This is a genomic window from Streptomyces sp. NBC_00090, from assembly GCF_045160815.1.
Taxonomy (GTDB): domain Bacteria; phylum Actinomycetota; class Actinomycetes; order Streptomycetales; family Streptomycetaceae; genus Streptomyces.
Map to the genome: position 1 here is coordinate 6,975,298 of NZ_CP108224.1, position 23,728 is coordinate 6,999,025.

Sequence of the window (23,728 nt, forward strand, 5' to 3'; positions counted from 1 at the left end):
TGCCTCGTCCTATCGTTGTGACCCATGAGCGATAAGTTGCCGTCCGCGGCGTCGAACAGCCCGGTCCTCGCTGTTCCGTCCCCAGGAGTGGTGCGGGACGAGCTGGCCGAGCTCGTGGTGCGGGACCTGATCGGACCGGTCGGTGGCGACCTGGAAGAGGTCGCCGACTCACCGACGGACTGGTACGTGCTCGGGCGCCTCGCGCCGAACGGTACGACGATCGTGCCGGAGGAGTTGGACGCCTCGCTCGGCGACAGTGAGCTGCCGGGGGCGGATGAGGGTTCACCGGACGCGGACGCGCCGAACGTGCCGAGTCTGGCTCCGTCGTCGGTCGGGTTCACCGCGCGGGTGCACGGTGATGCCGATCGGCTGGAGGTGACCGGGCGGTGGGCGCGTTACGTCCGCGCGCACTCGACGGATCCGAGCATCGAGAAGCTGATCTGGCGGCGCACGCCCCACGGCGACTGCGTTCCGGTCAAGCTAGTCGAGGGCTTGGTGGAGCCGCTCGTGCTCGACTCCGAGGACGAGAAGGTGGTGCTGCGCGGCCGGGTGCGGCGTTTCCACGACGACTGGCTGGTCACGCTCTTCCTGGTCAACACCACCGAGACCGACTCCAACTCCGCTCTGCACTGGGTGTTCCAGGCCGAGCTGTCAGCGGACGGCGCCGACGGCGCGGCGGTGTTCCTGCCCCGGCACGAGCCCGGATCCGGTGGCGATGCCGTCGACCAGGGCGAGCAGCGACGGTTGGCCATGGCTTACCGGTTCAGCCCGGAGTTCGCGGTGGGGCACGCGACCGGGGTGCACGCGACGGCCAGTGGCACCAATCCGATGAGAGCGGTCTCAGTTGGGACGAAAGCCGCGCCGGAGTACGACATCGCGCAAACCGACGCACCCTCGTTCGACAGCGATCCTGACCTTCCGGAGCTGGTCGACCTGTTGGTCGACATGAAGGAGCTCGGCGAGTGCGAGCCGCAACGGCTGCGGGCGGGGCTGGTTCCGCTAGTGGCCGGCTACCGCGCGTGGATCGAGCGGGCGGAGGCACGGATCGGACAGGACGGCCAGTATCTCGACGAGTATGCGGATCAGGCCGCGGAGGCGCTGACCGAGGCGAAGCGCGCAGCCGACCGGATCGAAGCGGGCATCGAGCTGGTGCTCGGTGACCCGGACGCCCTGGCCGCCTTCCGCTTCGCGAACAGCGCGATGTACCTGCAGCGTATCCATACACGGGTCGCCGCCGCCCGACGCCGTGACGAATCCCGCGACCCTGATGCGGTGTTCCGCGACGAGGACAAGCTGGCCAACCGCTCCTGGCGTCCCTTCCAGCTCGCGTTTCTGTTGCTGAACCTTCCCGCGCTGACCGATCCGGCGCATCCGGAACGTGCCACGGGAGCCGAAGCAGTGGCGGACCTGCTGTGGTTCCCCACCGGTGGCGGCAAGACCGAGGCGTACCTCGGCCTGACCGCGTACACCCTCGCCATCCGCCGGCTGCGGCCGGACCTCGGCGGTCTCGACGCAGGCCACGGGGTCGCCGTCCTGATGCGCTACACCCTGCGGCTGCTGACGATCCAGCAGTTCCAGCGTGCCACCGCGCTGATCTGCGCGTGCGAGGTCCTACGCCGCGGCGACGAGGCGCGGTGGGGTGAGGAACCGTTCCGGATCGGCCTGTGGGTCGGGGGGAAGGTGTCCCCGAACACGACCGACAAGGCCATGGACTGGGTCAAGGACGTCCGCCGGGCGAGCGGGAAACCCCATCAGAGCTCCGGTACCCCCTATCAGCTCACCAGTTGCCCATGGTGCGGAACGAAGATTGAGAAGGGCCGGAACGTCCAGGTCGACAAGACCCTTCGCCGCACCTTCCTGCGCTGCCCTGAGCTGTTCGGCTGCCCCTTCGGCGGTGCCGACCCGAACGGTGAGGGCCTGCCTGTCGTCGTCGTCGACGAGGAGATCTACCGACTGCTGCCGAGCCTGGTGATCGCGACCGTCGACAAGTTCGCGCAGCTGACCTGGAACGGGCGCACCCAGGCCCTGTTTGGACGCGCCTCCCGGCACTGCTCCCGACACGGCTACGTCACCGCCCAGATCGCCGAGGAGGACTGGGAAGCCACCAGCCATCTCGCGGAAGGACGCTATCCCGCAGCCACGCTCACTGCGGCGAGGCCGGTGCGTCCCCCGGATCTGATCGTGCAGGACGAGCTACACCTGATCTCCGGTCCGCTCGGCTCGCTGACCGGCCTGTACGAGGCCGCCGTGGACCGCCTTGCCACATGGGAGTACGCGCCGGGCAAGACGGCGCGGCCGAAAGTGATCGCCTCGACGGCCACCGTGCGACGCGCCGAGCGACAGATTCATGCCCTGTTCGACCGGCGCACCGGCGTCTTCCCGCCGCAGGGCCTGGAGATCGGGGACAGCTTCTTCGCCAGACAGCGGCCCACGGACTCGCATCCCGGCCGCCGCTACATCGGGATCTGCGCCCAGGGGGTGCGCACGAAGTCCACGATGATCCGGGTATATGTGGCGGTGCTCGCCGCTGCGCAGACCGTGCACAAGAAGTACGGACACAACCCGGTGACGGATCCCTATATGACCCTCGTCGGCTACTTCAACAGCCTGCGCGATCTGGGCGGTATGCGTCTGTCGGTCGAGGACGATGTCTCCACCCGACTGGAGCGGATCAACGAACGCGGCCTGTCGAGGCGCTACGACCTGCGGCTTGAGGAACTCACCTCGCGCCTGACCTCGGAGAAGATCCCGGACATCCTCCAGCAACTGGAGTACACCTTCCCCCGGGCGAACAAACTGACACCGATCGACGTACTCCTGGCCACCAACATGATCGCCGTCGGAGTCGACGTCTCACGGCTTGGCGTCATGATTGTCGCCAACCAGCCGAAATCCACCGCCGAGTACATCCAGGCCACCAGCCGCGTTGGCCGCGCTGGCCCTGGCCTCGTCTTCACCGTTTTCAACTGGGCGCGCCCGCGCGACCTGTCCCACTACGAAACCTTCGAACACTTCCACGCCACCGTGTACCGGCACGTCGAAGCGCTCTCGGTCACCCCGTTCGCGGAACGCGCCATAGACCGTGGCCTGACCGGGGTACTGGTGGCGCTCGCCCGCAACCTTGAGGCCGGCGACAACGGCAACCTCGGCGCGCAGACCTTCGATACGCACAGCAGTAAGGCCGACCACATCGTCCGCTACCTGGAGCGCCGCGCCGGCGAGGTCGCCACCGACCGGTCCGTCGGAACCCGGGTACGCGAGGAACTCGACAGCATCCTGGACCTGTGGGCACGCGAACAGCGCCGCCCCGCCGCCCGACTCGCGTTCAACGCCAAGGGCAAGGCCGACGACATCGTCGGCTTGCTCCACAGCCCGGACTCAGGCCCGTGGAAGCGCACAACCTGTCCCACCTCGCTGCGTGAAGTCGAGCCAGGTATCCGACTGGTGCTGCGGACCGCTCCAGGTAACGCCGACGACCACGAGCAGCACCCGTTCCTCCCGCGCCCGAACCCGGACGCCAACGGCGCCGGACACGAAGGGGACCCCTCATGACCATCACCGCAGACGGTGCACGCTCGGCGACCGACCTGCGGGTTGGGGAGCTGAGGCCCAGCCAGCTGCTGCACACCTACGGCGTCGGCGCGGTCGCGGACCTCCCGAACCTGTCGGTGATGATCCTCGGGCTCGACGAGTGGGAGCTGGAGAAGGCCGCGATCGTGCCGGAGGAGCGGCTCCTGGCGGCGGTGCGCAGCAAACTCGGCGCCCAGGTGCAGAGCTTGCGGATGCCGCCGTACACGCCGGAGGACCCGAACGATTTCACCGGTGCCTGGTCCCGGATCGGCGTGCCGGTCGCAGTGTTCCCGGGCTGGCTGCGCTGCACCGACAACCGGTGCAACCGGCTCGCCCCGGCCGACTCAGGACTCTTTCACCTGCTGCCCAACAGCGTTGCACCCGACCAGACCCGCTTCGTCCACTCCTGCCGCGAGACCGGCCGCAAACGGCCGACCGCGGTGCCGGCCAGGTTCGTCTCCGCCTGCCCGGCCGGACACGTGGACGACTTCCCGTGGATGTACTTCGTCCACCGCGGCGCACCGCACGGGACCGACCACACACTGAAGCTCGTCGAGCGCGGCACCACCGGCGAGGCGGCGAACATCTTCGTCGAATGTTCCTGTGAAGTGAAAGCCCGGTCCATGGCCGAAGCGATCGGCACCCGCAGCGAGCAGGTACTCCCGGCCTGCCGGGGCCGGCACCCGCACCTGGGAACCTTCGAACCCTGCACCGAGCAGACCCGGACCATGGCGCTGGGCGCGACGAACGGCTGGTTCGCCATGCAGCTGAGGGTCTTCTCCATCCCGCACGCCGACAATCCGGTGGACAGCGCCGTGGCCGAGCACTGGGCCGGGCTGCGGGTGGTGGCGCAGCTGCCCCGCGAAACCGCGCGCCTGGTCCTGCCCACCCAGGTGATGTGGCCACAACTTGAACGCTTCGGCGCAGACGAGGTGTTGGACGCGATCACCCGGCGCCAAGGCGAGAACCAGCCCAGCGCCGCCGAAGACACCGACGCCCTGGACATCGCCGGACCGGAATGGCTCGCCTTCATCGGCAGCCCGCAGAACCACCCAGACTTCAGCGTCAGCAACGAGCCCGTCCCGGCCGCGCACCGCAGCTGGCTTGGCCAGGTGCGTCTGGTCAAGCGCCTGCGCGAAGTATCCGCACTGTACGGATTCAGCCGGATCGACGCTCCGGAATGGGGCTCCGCGACCAGCGGAGGCGAGGCCCTGGAGGAAAACCGCGCGCCTCTGTCCAGCTCCGCGCCGATCTGGCTGCCATGCGCGGAAACCCGCGGCGAGGGGATCTTCCTGCGCTTCGACGAGAAGCGGGTCGCCGCCTGGGAACAGGACCCGAACGTCATCCGACGCACCAGAACCCTGATGAAGGCATACGAGAAGTGGTGCGCCCAGCGCCGCACCGACGCGGAGTGGCCAGGCATCCGCTATGTGCTGCTGCACACCTTCTCCCACGTCCTGATCCGAGAGTTCGCCCTTGAGTGCGGGTACGGCGCCTCCGGAATCGGCGAGCGGATCTACGCGCGCTCCGGCGCCGATCCGATGGCCGGGATCTTGCTGTACACCGCAGCCCCCGACAGCGAGGGCACCCTCGGCGGGCTGGTCAGCCTCGGTGGACAGCACCGACTCGGTACGTTGATCGACCAAGCGCTCGAAGCCGCGCGGCTGTGCGGCTCGGATCCCCTTTGCGCCGACCATGACCCGGTCGCCCACGGCCGCCTGCACGGTGCGGCCTGTCACGCCTGCCTGTTCGCCGCAGAAACGTCCTGCGAACGGGGCAACCACTTCTTGGATCGCGAACTGCTCGTAGAAACATTCAGCGGCCGACCGGGCGGGTTCTTCACGTCATGACCGGCCGCAACGCCACCGAGACCGCGCCCAGCCTGCCCGAAGTGCTTTCCGGACTGGTCGCCACTCTCCCCGCGACGCACCTCGCTGCCTGGATCAGCGTCCTGCGCACGGTGCCTGCCCCCGACAGACGCACGGAATCCCTCCTCATCGCCGCGCACCCAGGCGTCGGGCTCGGACCGCGCGCCGGCCTGCTGCTGTCCGCATGGCGATCCACCGATCCGCAACCGCCAGGATCCGCTCTGGCCCTGGCCCTCGAAGCCGCGGGCAATCGATACGAGCAGGACCTCGCCACTCATCACGTCGAAATCGCCGTCTCAGGACCGGTGAGCGACGCGGTGTCGGTCAGGCTCACCTCATCCGTCGCAATCCAGGTGATCCGGGCCGCCAGCACCACCCTCCTGGTCACCAGCTACGCCGCGTTCGGCATCCAGGAGATCGTCAGTGAGATCAGAGCAGCGGCAGACCGCGGCGTAAGCGTGGATCTGGTCCTGGAGACCGCCCGCGCTTCTGGAGGCAGGCTGCATGGAGACGGCGACGGGCGCACCGCGTTCCACGAACTGCGCTTCCACCCTGACGTGCACCTGTGGCAGTGGGCGAACGACGAGCGGCACGGTCCCGGCGGCCGACGCGGCAGCATGCACGCCAAGGTCATCGCCGCCGACCGGAACACCGCCCTACTCGGCAGCGCCAACCTCACCGACAATGCATACAGCGACAACCTGGAGATCGGCGCTGTCATTTGCGACCCCAGTGCCGTCGCCAGTCTCGTCGATCACTTCATCAACCTGATGCACTCAGCGGACGGCCCCTTGGTCCGACTGCCTTGGCAACCAGTCTCATAGGGTCACGTGCACGTCGACCGTCGCCACACCCTGTGGGTGGCTGACGCGATCGAATGAACAACCATCAGGGTGGTCGGCACCGGCTACGCTGAAGAGACTTCCTCCGGAGCGATCCGCTGGGAGCAGATGACCGCCCGCAGGAGGGTCTGTGGGAGGCCGACAACTCCGGTTATCCGGTTCCTCGTCACCTACGTGCCCGACTCGGTGGCCAGCCGGTGGCCGGACGCCTTTGGACGACGTGATACGAGGTAGCACAGGTCAAGCATCCGCACATGCTCTGATCAGGTAGAACGTCACTCAGCAGCACGACCAGGCACCACGCAGCACGAACGCTCACGGTCTCGTAATGCGTGGGTGCGCGGTTGGGTCGCCGCTGAGGTGTCGGTGCTGGTGGAACTGATCAAAGACCTTGCTCGGACCTGATGACGTGCGAGCTGGCATCTCTCTACATATGAATTCCGGCTACGCCAACCGGCGAGCGCATCGGATCCTTGGAGCCTCTGAACGTCGCGCCGCCGGAGGAAGACCATGGCTCCCCACCCGCACCACAGCCCCAGTCGGGACCAGAAGCTCGACGAAGCCAGGGCGGATCGGCCGCGCGTATCTGCGTCGGATCCGGTGGGCCGTTTCCATGTGGCACGACAGCGAGTTGGAAGGCCCATTGCGGTGTCGGCGTGGCGCATTACAACGGAGGACCGTGCGGTCGCTGACGCTGTGGGTGGGCTCTATGGAGGTGTGCCGAAGGTGTTGGACACCGGCGGCGAGCATGTCCTCGAGGTCCTGACTCGCCGCGAACACATCCCCGTCTCGCTGGGTAGCCGCGGGGCCGTCTCGCTTCGCATGGTGATGCGCGGAGCTGGTGAGACTTTCCATGTCTGCGACGGAACTCGGTTCTTGGAGCCAGCGGGCGTACGTGGATCGCTGTGTGGTTGTCCGGCGAGCCTGGCTGACCGCAAGGCGGCAGCCCAGGCGGGTCGCGGGCCGACGTCGGAGGTCCGACTCGGCTTCCGGCTGGCGGACCTTCCCGAGCTGGGTGTGTTCTCCCTCGTATCGACGTCATGGGAGCTCGCTGGCGAGCTGCCTGCGTTGGCTGCCGCCCTGGACGCGACGGCTGTTCCGGCCGTGGGCGTACTGCGGTGCGAACTGGTGGAGTTCTCCACGCGCTCAGGGATCGCCGTCAGCTACAGGCGACCGGTCGTTGAGGTCGGCAGGACCCAGGTTCTCGCCCAGGATGCTGTACGACTTGCGGCGTGACGCCGGTCCGATGGTTGTCGGCGTCGTACGGGTGCGACCCCGAATTTAATCGGTGGTGCCGTGTCCTGGGGTGGGGCTATGGTTCTGCTCGTTCCGAGGCGCGGCTGTGTCGTTGCCGAGGGCACGGTGTCGGTTCGTTGAGAAGAAGCAGGAGGTGAGGACATTGATGACTGTCACGGTGACGGGCTCTGCCCGCATTCAGGAGTTCATTGTTCCTACCCCTGTGGTCTCCGGCTGACACCCACTCGACTTCCGCGCGCTCGGAGCGCGCCGCCGGGGCCACCCTTCGAAGGGTTCCCCTTGTTCAACGCTCCGCTCCACCCGTCTTCTCTTTCCGCTGTCCAGCACCCGCTCACCGTCTACGGCTGGGACGAGGGCTGGGCGGCCGAGTTTGCCCCATACGCCGCCCAGGGCCTGGTCCCGGGCCGGGTCGTCCGGGTCGATCGCGGTCAGTGTGATGTGGCCACCCCAGACGGCGTCGTCCGTGCCGACACCGCGTTCGTCGTTCCCCACGACCCGATGAAGGTCGTGTGCACGGGGGACTGGGTCGCCGTCGACCCCGAGGGCAGTGACCCCCGGTACGCGCGGACGATCCTGCCTCGGCGGACCGCGTTCGTCCGGTCGACGTCGTCCAAGCGTTCCGAGGGCCAGGTTCTGGCCACTAACATCGATCACATCGTCATCTGTGTGTCGCTCGCGGTCGAACTCGACCTCGGGCGGATCGAACGGTTCCTCGCCCTCGCGATGTCCAGTTCGAGCGGTGATGCACTGCTGCGTTCCTCGGCGGACTCCTGGGAGTCCGGCGCACAGTAATGCAGCATGACCTTCATCTGTACAGACGCGCTTTGGAGCGGCTGGAACGGCATTGCAGAGGCGGTCAAGACGACCGTTCGCGGGGGCGGTCGCCGGGCGGTGCTATTGCGGCGAACACGGACTCACCCATTGCCACGACGTGCATCGATGTCTCGTGCGACGCGATGGGCGTTGCCCTTGTCGCGACTACGTACGAGTCCAGGGTGTGCATCGATGATGCGCAGTGCCGTGGCAATCGCCTCGCCGGCCATGTCCAAGTCGCGGTCGAGGGCCAACAGGCAGTCGGCTTGGGTGACGAGGGCGTCCGCAAGTGTGATCGCTGAGTTGACGTCGTCCGGTGCCAGCCCGTCAATGCCAAGGCCGCGGCGGATCGCAAGTGACTCGGCGACTGTTGCCTCAGCTTCCTGGAACATGCCTGCCTTGAACAAGGCATCGGCCCAGGTACTCAGCGCGTCGGCCAGCAGCTTCGGGGCCTCTGGATCCGAACCGTCCTGTTGGCCGGAGAAGAGAGCGACTGCCTCTTCGGCCGACTCAAGCGCTTTGGACTGCTGCTTCGCCCCCGTGAAACCTACGGAGAGATTGATCAGGGCCGTGGCCAATCCACGTTCATGCCGGCTGCCTTCGTCGTGGACCAGTTGGCGGAATATGTCTACCGCATGCTCGGCAAACCCCATCGACTCGGTGTCCTGTTCCAGAACCCAGGTCACATAGGTGGCGTTCACGAGCGCCCTTGCTAGCGTGTCGCGATGGGCCGCCGAGACTTCGACGGCCTTCTTAGCGCGCACGATGGCATGGAGTGCCGGCGGCAGGGCGTCGTGGGCACGCCCTTGGCTCATGAGCTCCGAGGCATATCCATGCAGCATTGCGGCTGACCGGGCCTCGCTGAGGCCGATGTCCCCAGTTACACCAAGCTCACTCGCTTCTCTGGCCGCTGACTTGGCTGCGGCGAGCAGGCCGAGACGTAGAGCAGAGGCTTCGAGGGTCACAAGCGCAAGCCAGAGGCTCGCGCCGTCGTCAGTCGAGTCGCTGGCCCTGGCGGCCCGGTAAGTTGTCACTGCCTCAGCGATGCTGATGTAGCTGTCGTGGAAGGCGCCCGCGCGCTCCAGCACGCCACTGCGACTGAACAAGTCGCAGCCGAGAAGGAACTTCGCAAAGGGCTGTTCGGCCCGGAGCATTTGACGGCGCAGCTCGATGGCCGCGTCGAGGTCAGCAAGCGCCTCAGTGTCGCGGCCGAGGCTGATGAGTCCGGCTGCATGAGCCGACAGTACGGTGGCGTGCTCCGCAATGTATGTGGCCGTCTCGGCCGTCGATGGTGCGGCCCGTCCAGTGAAGAACCCCCGGGCGCGGCTGACGAGCTCCACGCGTTCCTCATCCCACCCGTGACGGTGCGCGTACGCCACCAGCCCGTCAGTGAATGCGGCCATCGTCGATACCGTCCAGGGACTCGAACCCGCTTCGGCTGCCTCGCAGGCGAGCGTCAGCCCCTCGCACACCAGGGCCATCTCGTTGGCCGGCTCCTCGAACTGCGACAGATGGCCTTTGACAGCGGCCAGCGACAAGAGCAGCTGCATCCGGTAGTGGTCGGGATTCACGGGCCATACCCGCCGGCAGGCGTCCATCGCACGCATGAACACCGGGTACATCTCGTCGGGGCGATCCCACCGCATCAGGTCGTAACCTAGGTCCACGAGGGAATCGGCGAGCAGCGGCTCGTACTCCGCCGGATTGGATGCGGCGCCGCGCTCGCACAGCTCCACAGCTTCTCGGCGCGCTCGCACGGCGGCCTCATACTGGTGGCTAAGGCTCGCGGAACTTGCAGACAAGACGAGCGCCCGAGCCAGTCCCAGATCGTATGCGCCGGGCGTGCCCGCGGCCAACGACCTGCGGATCTCTACCACTTCGTCGGCTGCGCTGAGCGCCTGGTTCCAGTCCTTCGCTCGGAACCATGCCTGAGCGAGCGCATACCTGAGGGCCGCCATGATCGGGCTGTCGGCCAAGTCATTGTAAGGAGCAAGGCCTTCACGCACTACCTCAGTCAGAGCACCCAAGTCATTCGCCGACAGGCCGGGGCGCACTCGCCGGGCGAGCTCCATTCCCAGGTCCACGCCCCCACGCAGCATGGGGGCCGCGTTCTCCCACTGCCTCGCCAACGGTTCCGCCTCGTCGACCGCAGCCTGGGCCTCCACCTCGTCACCAAGGGCCCGCCTGAGCAACGCGACCATCACCAGCATGGAGGCAAGGGCGACTGCGAAGACCTCAGGCTGCCGCCCGGCCCATTCCCGGACAGAAGGAAGCCCGCCCTCGACGACGGCCAATGCCTCGGGCAGTTGTCCCAAGGCCAGGAGACACTGCGCATGGGTCTGCCACAAAGTGAACCGGAGTGCGGGGTCTATTTCCGCTCCCGCTGCCTGGCACAGTTCGTCGGCTTCCTCGACCCTGTGGAGGGCAGCCGCCTGCCGGCCGGGAACCGCCGATTGGCTGCTTGCATGCGCCACCAAAACGGTCAACAGTGCGACTGTGTGGTCCCCGGGAGCGTTCGCACGCAGGTCTCTGAGTAGCGTGAGTGCCTCCTCAGCGGGTGCCGCGGCGGCCTCGTGTGATCCGCTGAACGCGAGCACGGCCGCGTGCGCGGCCAGGGAATCGGCAAGCCTTGCCTCGTACTCGCCAGGAGAAGCTGCCGCCAAGGTCCGCCAGCACTCCACTGCCTGGTGGGCCGCCGTGGCAGCCTCGCCCGTCTGTCGGGCCATTTGCAGTCGGTTCGCCAATCCCATGTACAACCTTGCGCGACGTTCCAGGTCTGTGGTCCGTCCCAGACGATGGTCGGTCAGGCGTCGGGTTATGGCGGCGATTCCGGGGTCGAGGTCGATATGCCTTGTGGGGAAGTGCTGCTCGATCGCGGCGAGGATGTCGACATCGAGGTCGGCCACCGCAGCAACCGCGGTCAGAGCGGCGCCGCCGGCAGCGAGCGGCAGTTCCGGATCCTGGCTGATCAGCTTGGCGAGGTACGGCACGGCGTGCGACCAGCGTCCGGGCGCGGCGGACGATGCGAGGTAGGTGACAGCGCGTGCGGTGTGCTCAGGGTATGTGCCATTCGCCTGTCGGCGTGTCAAGACGTCGAGGAACTCCGTTGCCCATGGTCGACGAGTTGTCGCGCTGCTTGGTGCGCCCGGCAGACTCAGTGCCACAAAGTCCTCGGCCAGCCGGTCGGGGTAGAGCGGTTCGAGGACGAGGCGGCAGTCATCCGGCGGGTAGCACTCGGCGTGATCGGCAAGCACGCCTGCGGGGTGCCCGTCCAAGTTGAGGGAATACAGCAGCTCTACGGCGCGTGCTCGAGGCATGGCACCGGTGAGGGTCGCTGTGAAGACAGCCCGTGCCATTACTGCGGGCGACGTCTGGTAGGGCAGCCCTTCCAGACGGTTCTCGTAGAGTCGCGTCCAATGCCTCTCCTCCTTGTCAAGCAAGTAGAGCGAAAGGCCCACCAGTTCACTGGGCGCAGGGACACCTCGGTCGTGTGCGTCGACCGCTACCAACGCTGCCATATGGAGGGCGAGCGTCAGTCCGAACTCGGGTCCGGCCAGAGAATCGGGCTCCTTGATTTCACGCGGATCCACGATCCCGTACCGTGCGGCGAAGCAGTCACGCGCAACCCGGAACATTCGGCCCCGCGCCCCAGCACCGGACGAGGTTTGACCGTCCAACATGCCGAGCGCGTAGCTCCCGCTGTCGGCACAATAGTCCTCGAGGGTTGCGCGAATCGTCGGCCAGAGCTGCACTCCGCGGGCCAGAAATAGGATTCGGGTGGGCACCGGGTGGCTCAGGAGTGCGTTGTCGAACAGCCACGCCAAATGCCCGGCGGGCCACCTGTCGGCATAGTCGACGACTAGGAGCAGCCCGATCGATTCACCGACACGCAGGTCTTGGGGGCGTTGGCGCGCACCCGCACTCACAGCGTGGTCAGCGTGCACCACCAGCCAGCCCGCCGCCGCGCTGCGCGTCGCGAATTCGGCGGCCAGGCGAGTCTTGCCCTGGCCACCGGGCCCGTGCAGCCACACTGCCGACAGTCGCGCGGCACGCTGATCGTCACGCCACTTCTCAAGCTCGGCCATATCGCGCGCACGGGCGGTGAAGTCCACCACCTGAAACCGGGCGTTCAGTAACCGGCTTGGCTGTGACCTGAGCCACTTAGGGTCCGCAGTCGGCGGCCCCTCGTGACGTGCCAGCGTGTAGACCGGGCCCCGATCGGCGTGAACGTGCAGGTCTGCACCGATAACACCGTATGCGTGCCCATTCTCCGCCACAATGGTCTGGTTGACGGCTCCAGGCCAGGGGGCTGACGGTTCACCGCTCATGCTTCGTCGGTGGGTACATCCAACGGGGCCGGGCCAGGCAAGGGAGTGGGCGCCGGCGCTTGTGAGGACGCCTCGTGGACGATCACATTCCCGCCCATCGCGGCATACTGCCGGGCGTTATCCCGGGCGGTGTTGTTCTGTACCCACGTGTGGCGCTCAGCAGGCATGTCCGCGCTCAGCTCGCCCACCAGTTCCCGCAGCTCGTCCGCCGCCTCCGGGTGTTGACGCAGCAGCGTTTCCAGCTGCAACTGCCACTGGTCGGCCAGGATCTGGCGGGTCCGCGAATCGTCGTCTGCTTGTTCGACAAGGCCGTTGTTGAGGTCGAGTTGCGACTCGACGGCGGCCTGCTGGCCACCACGTCGGAAGATCTGGGCCATGCGCTCGCGAGCACTCTGCCACATGTCGGTGGCCATTGCGGCGACCAAGGTTGTTGCACCCGACAGCGCCAAAGCCGCGATGGACGGATCGACCATTCTTCCCCCTGGCGGTGATTCGTAGTGAAGCCGGGCCCCATGATGCCCGCTCGTCGGCAGGGATGGCTACGTATGCGAAAACGGGTTCTGGCTCAACTTCTGCGGTGTGGGACGCCGACTGATGGAGCAGCGTCGGTTGGCTCCTGTGAAGTTGCCCGAGAATGATCGATTCGGCGTGGGTGACATGTCCGGGCTGTGGAAGGGGTCGCGCTTCGATCGAGCAGGAGCTGTTGTTCCGTCGCGTGCGAGTCGACGTGTGGTGCACGGCCGCGGGAGGCGTTTGCTCGGGCTGAGGGATGTGGTCCAGCCGTGTTCACAGCTTCTACCTGCGGTTCCCGCCGGTGATCCCAGCGCGGGGCGAAGCCTTCTCTTGCGGCTACGGGTTCGCTGGCCCATTCGTGAGGACGCTTGGGCGGGCGAGGTGCCTTCGTCGCCAGAGAACCGCTCATGAGGCGCGCCGCCCTCGCCGTACTCGGCAAGGACGCATCCAGCGCCCCCGATACGGATGTGGACGCCGCAGCCGAGTCCGCTGCCTTGCACGCCCTCCTCAACAGCGATGCCGTCCCCGCCCCCTGATCCGCTGATCGAGGGCGGGAGGGGCAGAGGGAGTCGGCGCGCTCGTCGATAAAGCCGGGCGGGGCCTGGAGTCCCGGCCATCTCGATCCGCTGAACCTGTTTGGCCCTTGACGAAACCGAGGGCCACCGGCGTACGGGATCGTGTACCGCAGCGTCCAGTATTCCTGGAGCCTGGGCGCTTTGCTGGGTAGGGAGGAAGGAAAATGCTTCGCGTGATCGGTCGAGGCCGGTCTATGGTGTGGTCGTTCTTGCGGGATCGCCACATGGCTGTCCGCAAGCGTTGTTACGTGTGATCCAGGAGGTGTGACCGATGGCTGTCGTTTCGATGGGCGCTGCCCTCATCCAGAAGTTCGTCAACTCCACCTCCATGGCCACCGGCTGACCTCTCTCATTCCCGCGTCTCGTCGAGGCGCGTGCCGGGGCCACCCTTGTTGAAGGGTCACCCCTTGTCTCTCACCTCTCTTCAGGCATGCAACTCCAACTCCGCGCACCCGCTCGCTCCGTACGGCTGGGACGAGGCGTGGGAGGCCGAGTTCGCCCCGTACGCCGCCCAGGGCCTGGTCCCGGGCCGGGTCGTCCGGGTCGATCGTGGTCAGTGCGACGTGGTCACCCCTGACGGCGTCGTACGTGCCGACACCGCGTTCGTCGTTCCTCATGACCCGATGAAGGTCGTGTGCACGGGGGACTGGGTCGCCGTCGATCCCGAGGGCAGCGACCCGCGGTACGCGCGGACGATCCTGCCTCGGCGGACCGCTTTCGTGCGGTCGACATCGTCCAAGCGTTCCGAGGGCCAGGTGCTGGCCACTAACATCGATCACATCGTCATCTGTGTGTCGCTCGCGGTCGAACTCGACCTCGGGCGGATCGAACGGTTCCTCGCGCTCGCGATGTCCAGTTCGAGCGGTGATGCGCTGCTGCGTAAGTCGGCGGACTCCTGGGAGGCCGGCGCGAACGTGCGGCGGGAGCGGGCCTGTGAAGCGCGCGGGCCGGCCTCGTACGAGACGGCGTCGGCGCGGGGCGTCCCTGGGGTGTGAGGGGCGCGGGGCGGGGACCGGGGATCCGGTCCGGTCGGTGTCAGGTCCGGGGGAGGAGCTGGACCGTGCCGCCGTTCGTGTGGGTGCGGATCTTGCGGGGGGAGTCGGGGGCGGTGCGGACCCGGACGTTCTGGCTGCCGCCGTCGGTGGAGGAGTCGACCGCGTACGTGCTGTCCGGGAGGCGGAGCGTGACGTTGCCGCCGGAGCTGCTGATGTCCACGGACTCGGGGGCCTCGGCGAAGCCCGCCGTCACCTTTCCGCCGTCGGAGCGCGCGGTCAGGCTGCCCGCGACCGCCTGGTCCACGACGATGTCGCCGCCGTCGCTCTCCAGCTTCGCGGCCAGCGCCTTCGGCACCTCGACGCGGTAGTCGACCTGGCAGGTCGAGCCGCCGAAGCCGCTGCCCCCGCAGTCCTTGGGGGCGGTCAGCGTCAGCTCCCCGCCCGTCTCGCGGTGGGAGGTCTTCGGCTTCTCACCGTCGTACGTGAGGCTCTCGGTGACCTTCACCGAGTCACCGCCGCCGACGACGACCTCGATGGCGCCTCCGGACGTCTTGACCTTCAGTGAGGTCACGGCGGAGTCGACGGTGTAGGTGGCCGAGTCGGTGGTGGTGTCGCCCACGCAGCCGGAGAGGAATCCCCCGGCCATCAGGGCGGTCAGCGCGTACACGACCGGCTTGGTACGGAACGGGTGCTTCATCGGTGTCTCCCTGGGGCTGCGGGGGCGGCTCACGTCCAGCGTGGGAGGGGACCCTCCGCTCCCTCTATGAAGAACCTTTATTCCGGCGGACGGAGGACTACAGGACGTCTGTAGGTGCGGCGGCGAGACTGTCGCTTCCGAGGCCGAGACCGAGGCCGAGACCGAGGCCGAGACCGAGGCCGAGACCGAGGCCGAGACCGAGGCCGAGACCGAGGCCGAGACCGAGGCCGAGACCGAGGCCGAGACCGAGGCCGAGACCGCGACCGGGCCCGCGCACGCCCGCAAGGAGAGCCGCCTGATGACCAGCCGACGCATTGAGAAGGTGGTGATCCTCGGCGGTGGCGCCGAAGGGTGGATGACCGCCGCCCATCTCGGACGGGCACTGGACGGGACGGTCGACATCACCGTCCTGGAGACGCCGGGCGACGCCCCGGTGCCCGGAGCCGCGGGCTTCGCGACCCTGCCCCATTTCCACCGCTGTTTCTTCGAACTCCTCGGCATCCAGGAGGAGGAGTGGATGCGGGAGTGCGGCGCGACCTTCAGGACGGCCTCCCGTTTCGTCAACTGGCGTACGGAAGGCGAGGGTTCGGCCGAGCCACGCGATCTGCCGGGCGGTGGCGCGGACCACTTCTACCACTCCACGGGACTCCTTCCGGACTGTGAGGGCCTGCCGCTGTCCCAGCACTGGCTCCAGCGCATCCGGGAGGGGCGTACCACCGAGCCGTTCGACTACGCCTGCTTCCGCGAACCCCCGCTGATGGACGCCCGGTTGGCGCCGCGCTGGCTCGACGGGCGCGCGGCGACCCGGTACGCGTGGCACGTCGACGGCGCCCTGCTCACCCGCTACCTGCGGACGCTGACCCTGCGGAGTCCGGGCGTGCGCGCCGTCCGGGGCGCCTTCGCCGGCGCCGACCGGGACGGGCGCGGCTTCGTCACGGCCCTGCGGACCGCCGAGGGGAGCGTCCTGGAAGGGGACCTGTTCTTCGACTGCTCCGGCTCCGCCGCCTCCCTCGTGGGCGGGACGCTGGGCGAGCCGTTCGAGGACCTGTCGGACGAACTGCTCTGCGACCGGGCGGTGGTCGCCCGCCTCCGCCACGACGAGCGGGCCGGCACCGTCGACCCGTACACCTCCGTGGTGGCCGTGCCCTCGGGCTGGGCCTGGAAGACGCCGTTGCGCCCAGGATTCACCACCGGCCATGTGCACCACAGCGCGCTGACGACCCCTGAGGAGGCCGTGGCCGAGCTGGGCGGGCTGTGGGGCGCCGATGCCGGGCACACCCGCTTCGACGTGGTCGGGCTGCGGGTGGGGCGGATCCGCCGCGCCTGGGTCGGCAACGCCGTCGCCGTCGGCCGTGCGGCCGGCTCCCTCGGACCGCTGCAACCGACCGACAGTCACTTCCTGGTCGCTGCCCTGCACCGGCTCGTGACCCACTTTCCCGACCAGGACCTCGACCCGGCGCTGACGGACAGCTACAACCGGGAGACCGAGGAACTCTTCGCGCAGTCACGGGACTTCGTCCAGGCCCATCTGGCCTTCGCGCCCCGTACGGACACGCCGTTCTGGCGGGCGGTCAAGGAGAGGGAGCTGCCGGAGGGGCTGCGGCGCAAGGCCGCCGTGTACCGGGCGGGGCTGCCGGTCAATCCGGCGGCCACGGACGAGGCCGCGTACTACGGAGCCTCCGGCCGTCCCGAGGCGGAGCTGCGGAACATCTGGACCGACGGGCAGTACTACAGCATTCTCACCGGCCTGGGGGCCGAACCGGCGCGTCCGCTGCCGGTCTTCGCCCATCACGTACGCCAGGCCGCGGCGGCGGACGAGGTGTTCACGGCGGTCAAGCGTCAGCAGCGCATCCTCCTGGACACGCTGCCGACGGCGTACGAGTACCTGCGGCACCTGCACGGAGCCTGACGGGCCGTCCCGGCCTGACCGGACGCGGCGGCCTGACCTGCCGGGGCAACCGCGGCGACCGCGGCGGCTGGGGCCCCGGGTGTCAGCCGGCCAGGAAGTCGTCGACGGCGATGCCGCGGCCCGACCGCGCGGCCTGCTCGCGGACGTACTCGGCGAGCGCGATGTCGAGGACGCCCAGGCCGAAGGGGGAGTACACGACCGGCCGGCCGGGGTCCCGGTCGACGGTGGCCGTGCCGCGCAGCAGGGCGCCGATGGATGCGGCCACGAAGTCCCGGTTGCCGGTGCGGAGTTCCGCCAGGTGCAGGGAGGTCCGCTCGCGTACGGCGTGGTCGGCGTCGTCGACGATGTTGACCGAGCCGAGGACCGTCTCGACGGTGAGGTCGCGCAGGGAGATGTGCAGGACGGTGGTGCCGGGGGCGCAGGCCGACAGGTCCGTGTGGGGTTCGCCGGCCGTGGTGGCGAAGGAGACCATCGGATGCGAGCCGAGCGCCTCGGCGAGGTCGGCCACGGCGGAGACCTTGACGGACGGGACCTCCGCCGCGCAGGTGCCGGTGAACGCCTCGGCGCGGGCCGGGTCCATGTCGTGGACGACGGCCTCGCGCAGCTCGGGCAGGGCGGCGGCCAGGAAGCGCAGGATCTCCAGGTTGATGACGCCGCAGCCGACGAGGACGACGCCGGTCGGCGGGGCCTGCTCGGTGAGCACGCGGGCGGCGAGCGCGGCGCTGGCGGCGGTGCGCTTGGCGGAGATGACCGAGCCCTCAAGGAAGGCCGTCGGGCGGCCGTTCTCCAGGGAGTTGAGAGTGATGCTGGCACTGGCCCGTTCCATGCCCGCCGCGACGTTGCCGGGGAACGAAGCGATCCACTTCATCCCCGCCACCGGCGACGAACCGCCCCCGTAGGCCGGCAGACCGATGATCCGGTCGCGCGCGTGGCTCTTCTCGGGGAAGCGCAGGAAGGTCGAGTGGGGCAGTGCCGTGGCTCCCTCGTCGTGCAACCGGTACGCGTCGGCGACGAGCTCGATGATCTCCGTCTCGCGGCCGGCCAGGGTCTCTTGGACATCGGTGCGCCGAAGGATCAGCATCACGGTTCCTTTCGAGGGGCGAATGATGCGGCGACCATGTCGGCGCCCCCTATATCTATCCTCTAATAGAACACGCATAGGGCGACTGCCCACCCTGGTGTATCCCGAAAGCCACGAAAGAGGGAAGGGCAGCATGAGCCGTCCCGTGCTCCATGGGATTCTGGAAACCATCGGGAACACCCCGCTGGTCGAACTGGGCAATATGTTCTCGGGTTTCAACTCCCGGGTGTTCGCGAAAATGGAGAGGTTCAATCCGGGAGGCAGCGTCAAGGACCGGTCCGCGCTCGGCATGCTGCGCAGCGGGATCCGGGAGGGCCGGCTGATTCCCGGGCACTCGGTGGTGGTCGAGTCGAGTTCCGGGAACCTCGCGATCGGCATCGCGCAGATCTGCAAGTACTTCGGGATCGACTTCGTCTGCGTCGTCGACGCGAAGACGACCGAGCAGAACCTCGCGCTGCTGTCCGCCTACGGCGCGCGCGTGGAGGTCGTGAAGACGCCCGACCCGGTCACCGGCGAGTTCCTCGCCGCCCGGCTCGCGCGCGTCCGTGAGTTGGTCTCCTCGCTGCCGGGAGCGTACTGGCCCAACCAGTACGCGAACCCGCTCAATCCGCGGGCGCACCGCGAGACGATGCGAGAGATAGCGGAGGCGCTGGACGGGCGGGTCGACTACCTGTTCTCTCCGGTGTCCACCTTCGGCACGCTGCGCGGCTGCGCGAACTACATCGCGGACCAGGCGATGACGACCACCGTCGTCGCGGTGGACGCGGTGGGCAGCGCCATATTCGGGCAGCCGCACCGCCCGCGGCTGATTCCCGGGCACGGCGCGTCGGTGACGCCGGCGCTGTTCGATCCCACGGCGGCCGACGAGGTGGTGCACGTCACCGATCTCGACTGCGTGGTGGCCTGTCGGCGGATGGTGAATCACGAAGGAATTCTCATCGGTGGTTCCTCCGGGGCCGCGGTGGCCGCTCTGCAGAAGTTCGGCGAGCGGATTCCCGACGGTTCCCACGTCGTCCTGCTCTTCCCGGACGGCGGCGACCGCTATCTCAGCACCATCTATTCGGACCACTGGGTCGGCGAGCGCTTCGGCGAGGTCTCCCATCTGTGGAAGGGCGACTTCGCCGACCCCGGCGGCACGCGCCTGCCCGCGGCCGCCACCAGTGCCTGATCCGTGAGGGATCGGGCCCGATGAGAACAGGGGTGACACCCATGAGCGCCGAGGACTTCTCTGACGTCTTCGACGCCGATGTGACGCACGTGTGGTGGGGAACGGTCGAGCAGCCGCTCGGACCGGACGCCCTCGCCGTGCTGTCCACGGCCGAACGTGCCTCGGCACGGACGATGACCGGGGAGGCGGGCCGGCACTACGCCGGGGCGCACGTGGCGGTGCGTTGCGTCCTGGGGGCCTACCTCGGCACGCCGCCGGCCGAGCTGCGGCTCGGCCGGCGGCGCTGCCCGGAGTGCGGGGACGCCGACCGCGGCGCCCCGTGCGTGGAGTGGCCGGTGACGGAGCTGAGCTACAGCCTGTCCCGCTCGGGACCGCACTGGCTGCTCGGGGTCACCGGCGGCGGCCACCGGATCGGTGTCGACCTGGAGCAGGTGCTGGGCTTCGACACCGATCCGGTGGCACCGCTGGTGCTCTCGGACCGGGAACTCGCCGATCTGCGCCGGGAATCGAATCCCACGGCCCGGCTCGCGGTCTTCCTCCGCTACTGGACCAGGAAGGAGGCGGTCCTCAAGGCCAGCGGGATCGGTCTGATCGCCGACGCCCGCGAGGTGGACGTGCACGGGCCGGACGGCGGCGGGCCCCTGATGGTCCGCCACTCGGCGGCCGAAGGACCGGACACCTGGGTGGTCGAGGACCTCGCGGTCGGTCCCGGCCGGTACGCCGCCATCGCGCGCGAGGCGGCCGCGGCCGGACCGCTGCGACTGATCGAACGCCCGCCGCCGACCCTCCAGGAGCCTGCGGGGCCTCCCGGACCGGAATCCGAAGCGAAAAGGAGTACGCCGTGGCCGTCCGCCACCTTGTCTCTCTCGACGACCTGACCGACGAAGACCTGCGCGCGATCGTGGCGCGGGGAGCGGAGTTCTCCTCCGGGCGGTCCGCGCCCGCGGGCGCGCTCGACGGTCTGGTCGCCGGGATCTACTTCCGCCGTACGTCGACCCGTACCCGCACCGCGTTCTCCTCGGGCGCGCTGCGGCTCGGCGCGGGCATCGTCACCTTCGCCGGAGGCGATCTCCAGACCAACACCGGGGAGACCAGCGAGGACACCGGCCGGGTCTTCTCCCGGATGCTGGACGTGCTGGTCGCGCGCACCGCCGACGATCCGGCCGAACTGCGGTCCTGGGCCGACCAGTCGAGGATGTCGGTGGTCAACGCCATGACCGCCGACGAGCACCCCACCCAGGGGCTCACCGACCTGACCACGCTGCTGTGCCACTTCGGCCGGATCGAGGGGCTGCGGGTGCTGTACGTCGGCGAGGGCAACAACACCGCGGCGGCGCTCGCGCTCGGACTGTCGCGCTTCCGGGACGCCGAGCTGGAACTGCGGACACCCCCGGGTTACGGGCTCCGCGCGGACATCGCCGCGCGGGCCGCGGCGAGCGCGACGGCCCACGGCTCGACGGTCGTCGAGCGGCACGACATGGCGGACCTGCCGCTCGACGCCGACGTGATCTACACCAGCCGCTGGCAGACCACCGGCACCAGCAAGCCCGACGCCGACTGGCGGGAGCGGTTCACGCCGTTCCAGGTCACCGGGGCGCTGTGGGAGGACAGTCCGAAGGCCGTCTTCCTGCACGACCTGCCCGCGCACCGCGGCGAGGAGGTGACCGCCGAGGTCCTCGACGGAGACCGGAGCATCGCCCTCGACCAGGCGGAGAACAAGATGCACAGTGCCATGGCCGTTCTCGAATGGTGCCGCGGCGGTGTCCGGCGATGAGCCTGCTCGACAAGCCGCGCTCGGGTCCGGATCCGGGCGCGGCTCCCGAACCGCTGCGCCGCAACCGGGACTTCCTGCTGCTGTGGACCGGGGCCGGACTGTCGGCGCTGGGGCTACGGGCCAGCGTGGCCGCGTACCCCCTGCTGATGATCTTCTTCGGGAACAGTCCCGCCGGCGCCGGCGTCGTCGGCTTCGCGGCCCTCCTGCCGCAGCTGGCCGTCCAGCTGCCGGCCGGGGCGCTCGTCGACCGCTGGGACCGCAGGCGGCTGCTGATCGCGTGCGACGCGGCCGGGCTGCTGGCCATGGCGGCGGTCACCGCGATGCTGCTCGCGGGCCACCTGTGGCTCCCCCTGGTGGCGGCGGCGGCCTTCGTCGACGGCACCGCGGGGCTCTTCTACCGGCTGGCCGAACGGGCGGCGATCAGCCATGTCGTCCACCCCTCCCACCTGACGGCGGCGCTCGGCCAGAACGAGGCGCGCGGACAGGCGGCCGGGCTCCTGGGGCAGCCCGCGGCCAGCGGGCTCATCCAGTTCGGCCGCTGGCTGCCGTTCGCCTTCACCGCGCTCACCCACCTGCTGGCGCTCGTCACCCTGCTGCTGCTCCGCCGCCCCCTCCAGGGCGAGCGGGTCGCCACCGCCACCACACTGCGCACGGACGTGGCCGAGGGGCTGCGCTGGGTGTGGCGGCAGCGCTTCATGCGCACGGCCGTGGTGCTCCTGGCCGGCAGCAACCTGCTCTTCCAGATCCTGACCCTCACCCTGGCCCTCGTGGTCAAGGAGGACGGCGGATCCCCGCTGGCCATCGGCATGATCGGCCTGGTCGCGGGGGTCGGCGGGGTCTCCGGGGCGCTCGCGGGCTCCCGGGCGGCGGGCCGGGCCGCGCCGCGCGCGGTGCTGGCCGGGGCCCTCACGCTCTGGGCGGCGCTGATGGCACCGGTCGCCTTCGGGTCGGACCCGGTCGTCCTCGGGGCGCTGCTCGGCGGGATGAGCTTCGCCGGGGCGCTGATGAACGTGGTCGCCGGGGTCCACCAGATCAAGATCACCCCGGAGCCCTTGCAGGGGCGGGTGACCAGCGTCTTCGCGCTGGTGGGCTCCGGTACGGCCTCGGCGGGTGCCCTCGCGGGCGGCTTCCTGCTGGCCGTCTTCGGCACGTACGGCACGGCGCTCGGCATCGCCGCGGGCATGGGGCTCCTCGCCCTGGTGGCGCTTGTGTCGCCGGCGCTGCGGCTCGTCGACGCGGATGCGGAACCCGCCACGCCGGAGAAGACGGATACCGCCCGTAGCGAAGAAATATAGGCCCGCCTCCGAAGGTGGGACCCGGTTTCACAAGGAAGGAGAACACCTATGGACAGCGTGGCGAACGGCAGGCTCTGGGCCCCCGCCGAGGTCACCCCGGCGGAGACCGGGACCGAGGCCAGCGCCCGGGGCCTGGCCGAACACCTCGGCTCGCTGGAGGACCTCGGAGGACTGCTGGCCCGGGAGAAGGCCCTGGTCTTCCGCGGGTTCGGCGTCGAGCCGGGCGAGCTGGACGGGGTGATGGACCTGCTGCTGCCGAACCGGCTGGCGTACGTGCACGGCAACTCGCCGCGTACCAAGGTCGGGGCGAACGTCTACACCTCGACCGAGTACCCGGCCGAGTTCAGCATCTCGATGCACAACGAGATGAGCTATGCCCACCAGTGGCCGGCCCGGTTGCTGTTCTTCTGCGAGACGGCCCCGCTCACCGGCGGTGCCACCCCGGTGATCGACGGGACCCGCTGGCTCGACCGCCTCGACCCGGAGGTGCGCGAGGCCTTCGCGGGCGGGGTCCGCTACAGCCAGAACCTGCACGGCGGCATGGGCCTCGGCAAGAGCTGGCAGGCGACCTTCGAGACGGAGGACGCCGGGCGGGTCGAGGAGTTCCTCGCCGCCTCGGGCGCGGACTGGACGTGGCAGCCGGACGGCTCGCTACGCGTCAGCCAGCTGCGACCCGCGATCGTCACCCACCCCGTCACCGGGGACGAGGTCTGGTTCAACCAGGCCGACCAGTGGCACCCCGCCTCGCTCGGCGACGACACCGCCAAGGCGCTGGCGTCGATCATGCCGGCCGAGGAGCTGCCGCAGTTCGTCACCTTCGCCGACGGCTCTCCCATCCCCGACGCGTACGTGATCCAGATCCGCGACCGGGGCCTCGACAACGCCGTGGACGTGGACTGGCGCAGCGGGGACCTCCTGCTGATCGACAACGTGCTGGTCGGCCACGGCCGCCGGCCGTTCACCGGGCCGCGGCGGGTCCTCGTCGCGATGTCCGACTGACCCGCTGACCCACCGACCCACCGACCCACTTTCCTCTTCACCGT

General features: G+C 69.0%; 16 protein-coding genes and 2 pseudogenes. 13 read left to right on the forward strand and 5 right to left on the reverse strand.

Annotation, left to right across the window (positions count from 1 at the left end; all coding sequences use genetic code 11):
• Positions 1 to 24 precede the first annotated feature (24 nt).
• From drmA to rsgA (OG361_RS31155), 5 genes and pseudogenes are all read left to right on the forward strand, one after another.
• Positions 25 to 3,552 (forward strand): DISARM system helicase DrmA, encoded by a 3,528-nt coding sequence (gene drmA, locus OG361_RS31135; RefSeq protein ID WP_405858789.1) that lies wholly within the window; start codon positions 25 to 27, stop codon positions 3,550 to 3,552.
• A complete protein-coding gene (drmB, locus tag OG361_RS31140; RefSeq protein ID WP_405858791.1) occupies positions 3,549 to 5,420 on the forward strand; it encodes a DrmB family protein in 1,872 nt (623 codons plus the stop codon). The genes drmA and drmB overlap by 4 nt, the downstream gene beginning before the upstream one ends.
• Positions 5,417 to 6,262 (forward strand): DISARM system phospholipase D-like protein DrmC, encoded by an 846-nt coding sequence (drmC, locus tag OG361_RS31145; RefSeq protein ID WP_405858793.1) that lies wholly within the window; start codon positions 5,417 to 5,419, stop codon positions 6,260 to 6,262. Before drmB ends, drmC begins: the two co-directional genes overlap by 4 nt.
• 528 nt (positions 6,263 to 6,790) lie before the next feature.
• Complete coding sequence (locus OG361_RS31150) at positions 6,791 to 7,516, forward strand: hypothetical protein (RefSeq protein WP_405858795.1); 726 nt, start codon at positions 6,791 to 6,793, stop codon at positions 7,514 to 7,516.
• 300 nt (positions 7,517 to 7,816) lie between these two features.
• Positions 7,817 to 8,290, forward strand: a pseudogene (gene rsgA, locus OG361_RS31155) (GTPase RsgA); the annotation flags it as partial.
• Positions 8,291 to 8,451: 161 nt separating this feature from the next.
• Here the strand turns inward: rsgA (OG361_RS31155) and OG361_RS31160 are convergent.
• Positions 8,452 to 12,462, reverse strand: a complete 4,011-nt coding sequence (locus OG361_RS31160) for a hypothetical protein (protein ID WP_405858797.1) — start codon at positions 12,460 to 12,462, stop codon at positions 8,452 to 8,454.
• Positions 12,463 to 12,674: 212 nt separating this feature from the next.
• Positions 12,675 to 13,151 carry a hypothetical protein gene (locus OG361_RS31165; protein WP_405858799.1) on the reverse strand — a complete coding sequence of 159 codons (477 nt, stop codon included), beginning with the start codon at positions 13,149 to 13,151 and terminating at the stop codon, positions 12,675 to 12,677.
• A gap of 447 nt (positions 13,152 to 13,598) precedes the next feature.
• Between OG361_RS31165 and OG361_RS31170 the strand changes: the two genes are divergently transcribed.
• Together OG361_RS31170 and rsgA (OG361_RS31175) are read left to right on the forward strand one after the other, a co-directional pair.
• Positions 13,599 to 13,727: a hypothetical protein gene (locus OG361_RS31170; protein WP_405858801.1), complete on the forward strand. Its 129-nt coding sequence runs from the start codon at positions 13,599 to 13,601 to the stop codon at positions 13,725 to 13,727.
• 446 nt (positions 13,728 to 14,173) lie between these two features.
• Positions 14,174 to 14,644, forward strand: a pseudogene (rsgA, locus tag OG361_RS31175) (GTPase RsgA); the annotation flags it as partial.
• Positions 14,645 to 14,801: 157 nt separating this feature from the next.
• On the opposite strand, the gene OG361_RS31180 reads toward rsgA (OG361_RS31175), so the two are convergent.
• Positions 14,802 to 15,458, reverse strand: coding sequence for a DUF4097 family beta strand repeat-containing protein (locus OG361_RS31180; protein ID WP_405858803.1), 657 nt, complete (start codon positions 15,456 to 15,458; stop codon positions 14,802 to 14,804).
• A 97-nt stretch (positions 15,459 to 15,555) separates the two neighbouring features.
• Positions 15,556 to 15,735, reverse strand: coding sequence for a hypothetical protein (locus OG361_RS31185; RefSeq protein ID WP_405858805.1), 180 nt, complete (start codon positions 15,733 to 15,735; stop codon positions 15,556 to 15,558).
• A 21-nt stretch (positions 15,736 to 15,756) separates the two neighbouring features.
• Between OG361_RS31185 and OG361_RS31190 the strand changes: the two genes are divergently transcribed.
• A complete protein-coding gene (locus OG361_RS31190) occupies positions 15,757 to 17,367 on the forward strand; it encodes a tryptophan halogenase family protein (protein ID WP_405858807.1) in 1,611 nt (536 codons plus the stop codon).
• Between the two features lie 82 nt (positions 17,368 to 17,449).
• On the opposite strand, the gene sbnB is transcribed toward OG361_RS31190, so the two are convergent.
• On the reverse strand, positions 17,450 to 18,448 hold the full coding sequence (gene sbnB, locus OG361_RS31195) for a 2,3-diaminopropionate biosynthesis protein SbnB (protein ID WP_405858809.1): 999 nt from the start codon (positions 18,446 to 18,448) through the stop codon (positions 17,450 to 17,452).
• A 133-nt stretch (positions 18,449 to 18,581) separates the two neighbouring features.
• Between sbnB and sbnA the strand changes: the two genes are divergently transcribed.
• From sbnA to OG361_RS31220, 5 genes are read left to right on the forward strand one after another with little or no spacing between them, the layout of a single operon-like run.
• The gene (gene sbnA, locus OG361_RS31200) at positions 18,582 to 19,616 is read left to right on the forward strand and encodes a 2,3-diaminopropionate biosynthesis protein SbnA (RefSeq protein ID WP_405858811.1); all 1,035 of its coding nucleotides are present in this window, start codon (positions 18,582 to 18,584) and stop codon (positions 19,614 to 19,616) included.
• Between the two features lie 41 nt (positions 19,617 to 19,657).
• The gene (locus tag OG361_RS31205) at positions 19,658 to 20,494 is read left to right on the forward strand and encodes a 4'-phosphopantetheinyl transferase family protein (RefSeq protein WP_405858813.1); all 837 of its coding nucleotides are present in this window, start codon (positions 19,658 to 19,660) and stop codon (positions 20,492 to 20,494) included.
• Entirely contained in the window at positions 20,458 to 21,390 is a 933-nt protein-coding gene (locus OG361_RS31210) for an ornithine carbamoyltransferase (RefSeq protein WP_405858815.1), read from the forward strand. Before OG361_RS31205 ends, OG361_RS31210 begins: the two co-directional genes overlap by 37 nt.
• Complete coding sequence (locus OG361_RS31215; RefSeq protein WP_405858817.1) at positions 21,387 to 22,685, forward strand: MFS transporter; 1,299 nt, start codon at positions 21,387 to 21,389, stop codon at positions 22,683 to 22,685. The genes OG361_RS31210 and OG361_RS31215 overlap by 4 nt, the downstream gene beginning before the upstream one ends.
• 48 nt (positions 22,686 to 22,733) lie before the next feature.
• Positions 22,734 to 23,684, forward strand: coding sequence for a TauD/TfdA family dioxygenase (locus OG361_RS31220; protein ID WP_405858819.1), 951 nt, complete (start codon positions 22,734 to 22,736; stop codon positions 23,682 to 23,684).
• The last annotated feature ends 44 nt before the right edge of the window (positions 23,685 to 23,728 follow it).

Excerpts from the sequence above, each read along its gene's own strand:
- OG361_RS31150 (WP_405858795.1), top strand. The coding sequence starts at position 6,791 with ATGGCTCCCCACCCGCACCACAGCCCCAGTCGGGACCAGAAGCTCGAC.
- OG361_RS31165 (WP_405858799.1), bottom strand. The coding sequence starts at position 13,151 with ATGGTCGATCCGTCCATCGCGGCTTTGGCGCTGTCGGGTGCAACAACC.
- drmB (WP_405858791.1), top strand. The coding sequence starts at position 3,549 with ATGACCATCACCGCAGACGGTGCACGCTCGGCGACCGACCTGCGGGTT.
- OG361_RS31220 (WP_405858819.1), top strand. The coding sequence starts at position 22,734 with ATGGACAGCGTGGCGAACGGCAGGCTCTGGGCCCCCGCCGAGGTCACC.
- drmA (WP_405858789.1), top strand. The coding sequence starts at position 25 with ATGAGCGATAAGTTGCCGTCCGCGGCGTCGAACAGCCCGGTCCTCGCT.
- OG361_RS31190 (WP_405858807.1), top strand. The coding sequence starts at position 15,757 with ATGACCAGCCGACGCATTGAGAAGGTGGTGATCCTCGGCGGTGGCGCC.
- OG361_RS31180 (WP_405858803.1), bottom strand. The coding sequence starts at position 15,458 with ATGAAGCACCCGTTCCGTACCAAGCCGGTCGTGTACGCGCTGACCGCC.
- sbnA (WP_405858811.1), top strand. The coding sequence starts at position 18,582 with ATGAGCCGTCCCGTGCTCCATGGGATTCTGGAAACCATCGGGAACACC.
- drmC (WP_405858793.1), top strand. The coding sequence starts at position 5,417 with ATGACCGGCCGCAACGCCACCGAGACCGCGCCCAGCCTGCCCGAAGTG.
- OG361_RS31170 (WP_405858801.1), top strand. The coding sequence starts at position 13,599 with ATGAGGCGCGCCGCCCTCGCCGTACTCGGCAAGGACGCATCCAGCGCC.
- sbnB (WP_405858809.1), bottom strand. The coding sequence starts at position 18,448 with ATGCTGATCCTTCGGCGCACCGATGTCCAAGAGACCCTGGCCGGCCGC.
- OG361_RS31215 (WP_405858817.1), top strand. The coding sequence starts at position 21,387 with ATGAGCCTGCTCGACAAGCCGCGCTCGGGTCCGGATCCGGGCGCGGCT.
- OG361_RS31205 (WP_405858813.1), top strand. The coding sequence starts at position 19,658 with ATGAGCGCCGAGGACTTCTCTGACGTCTTCGACGCCGATGTGACGCAC.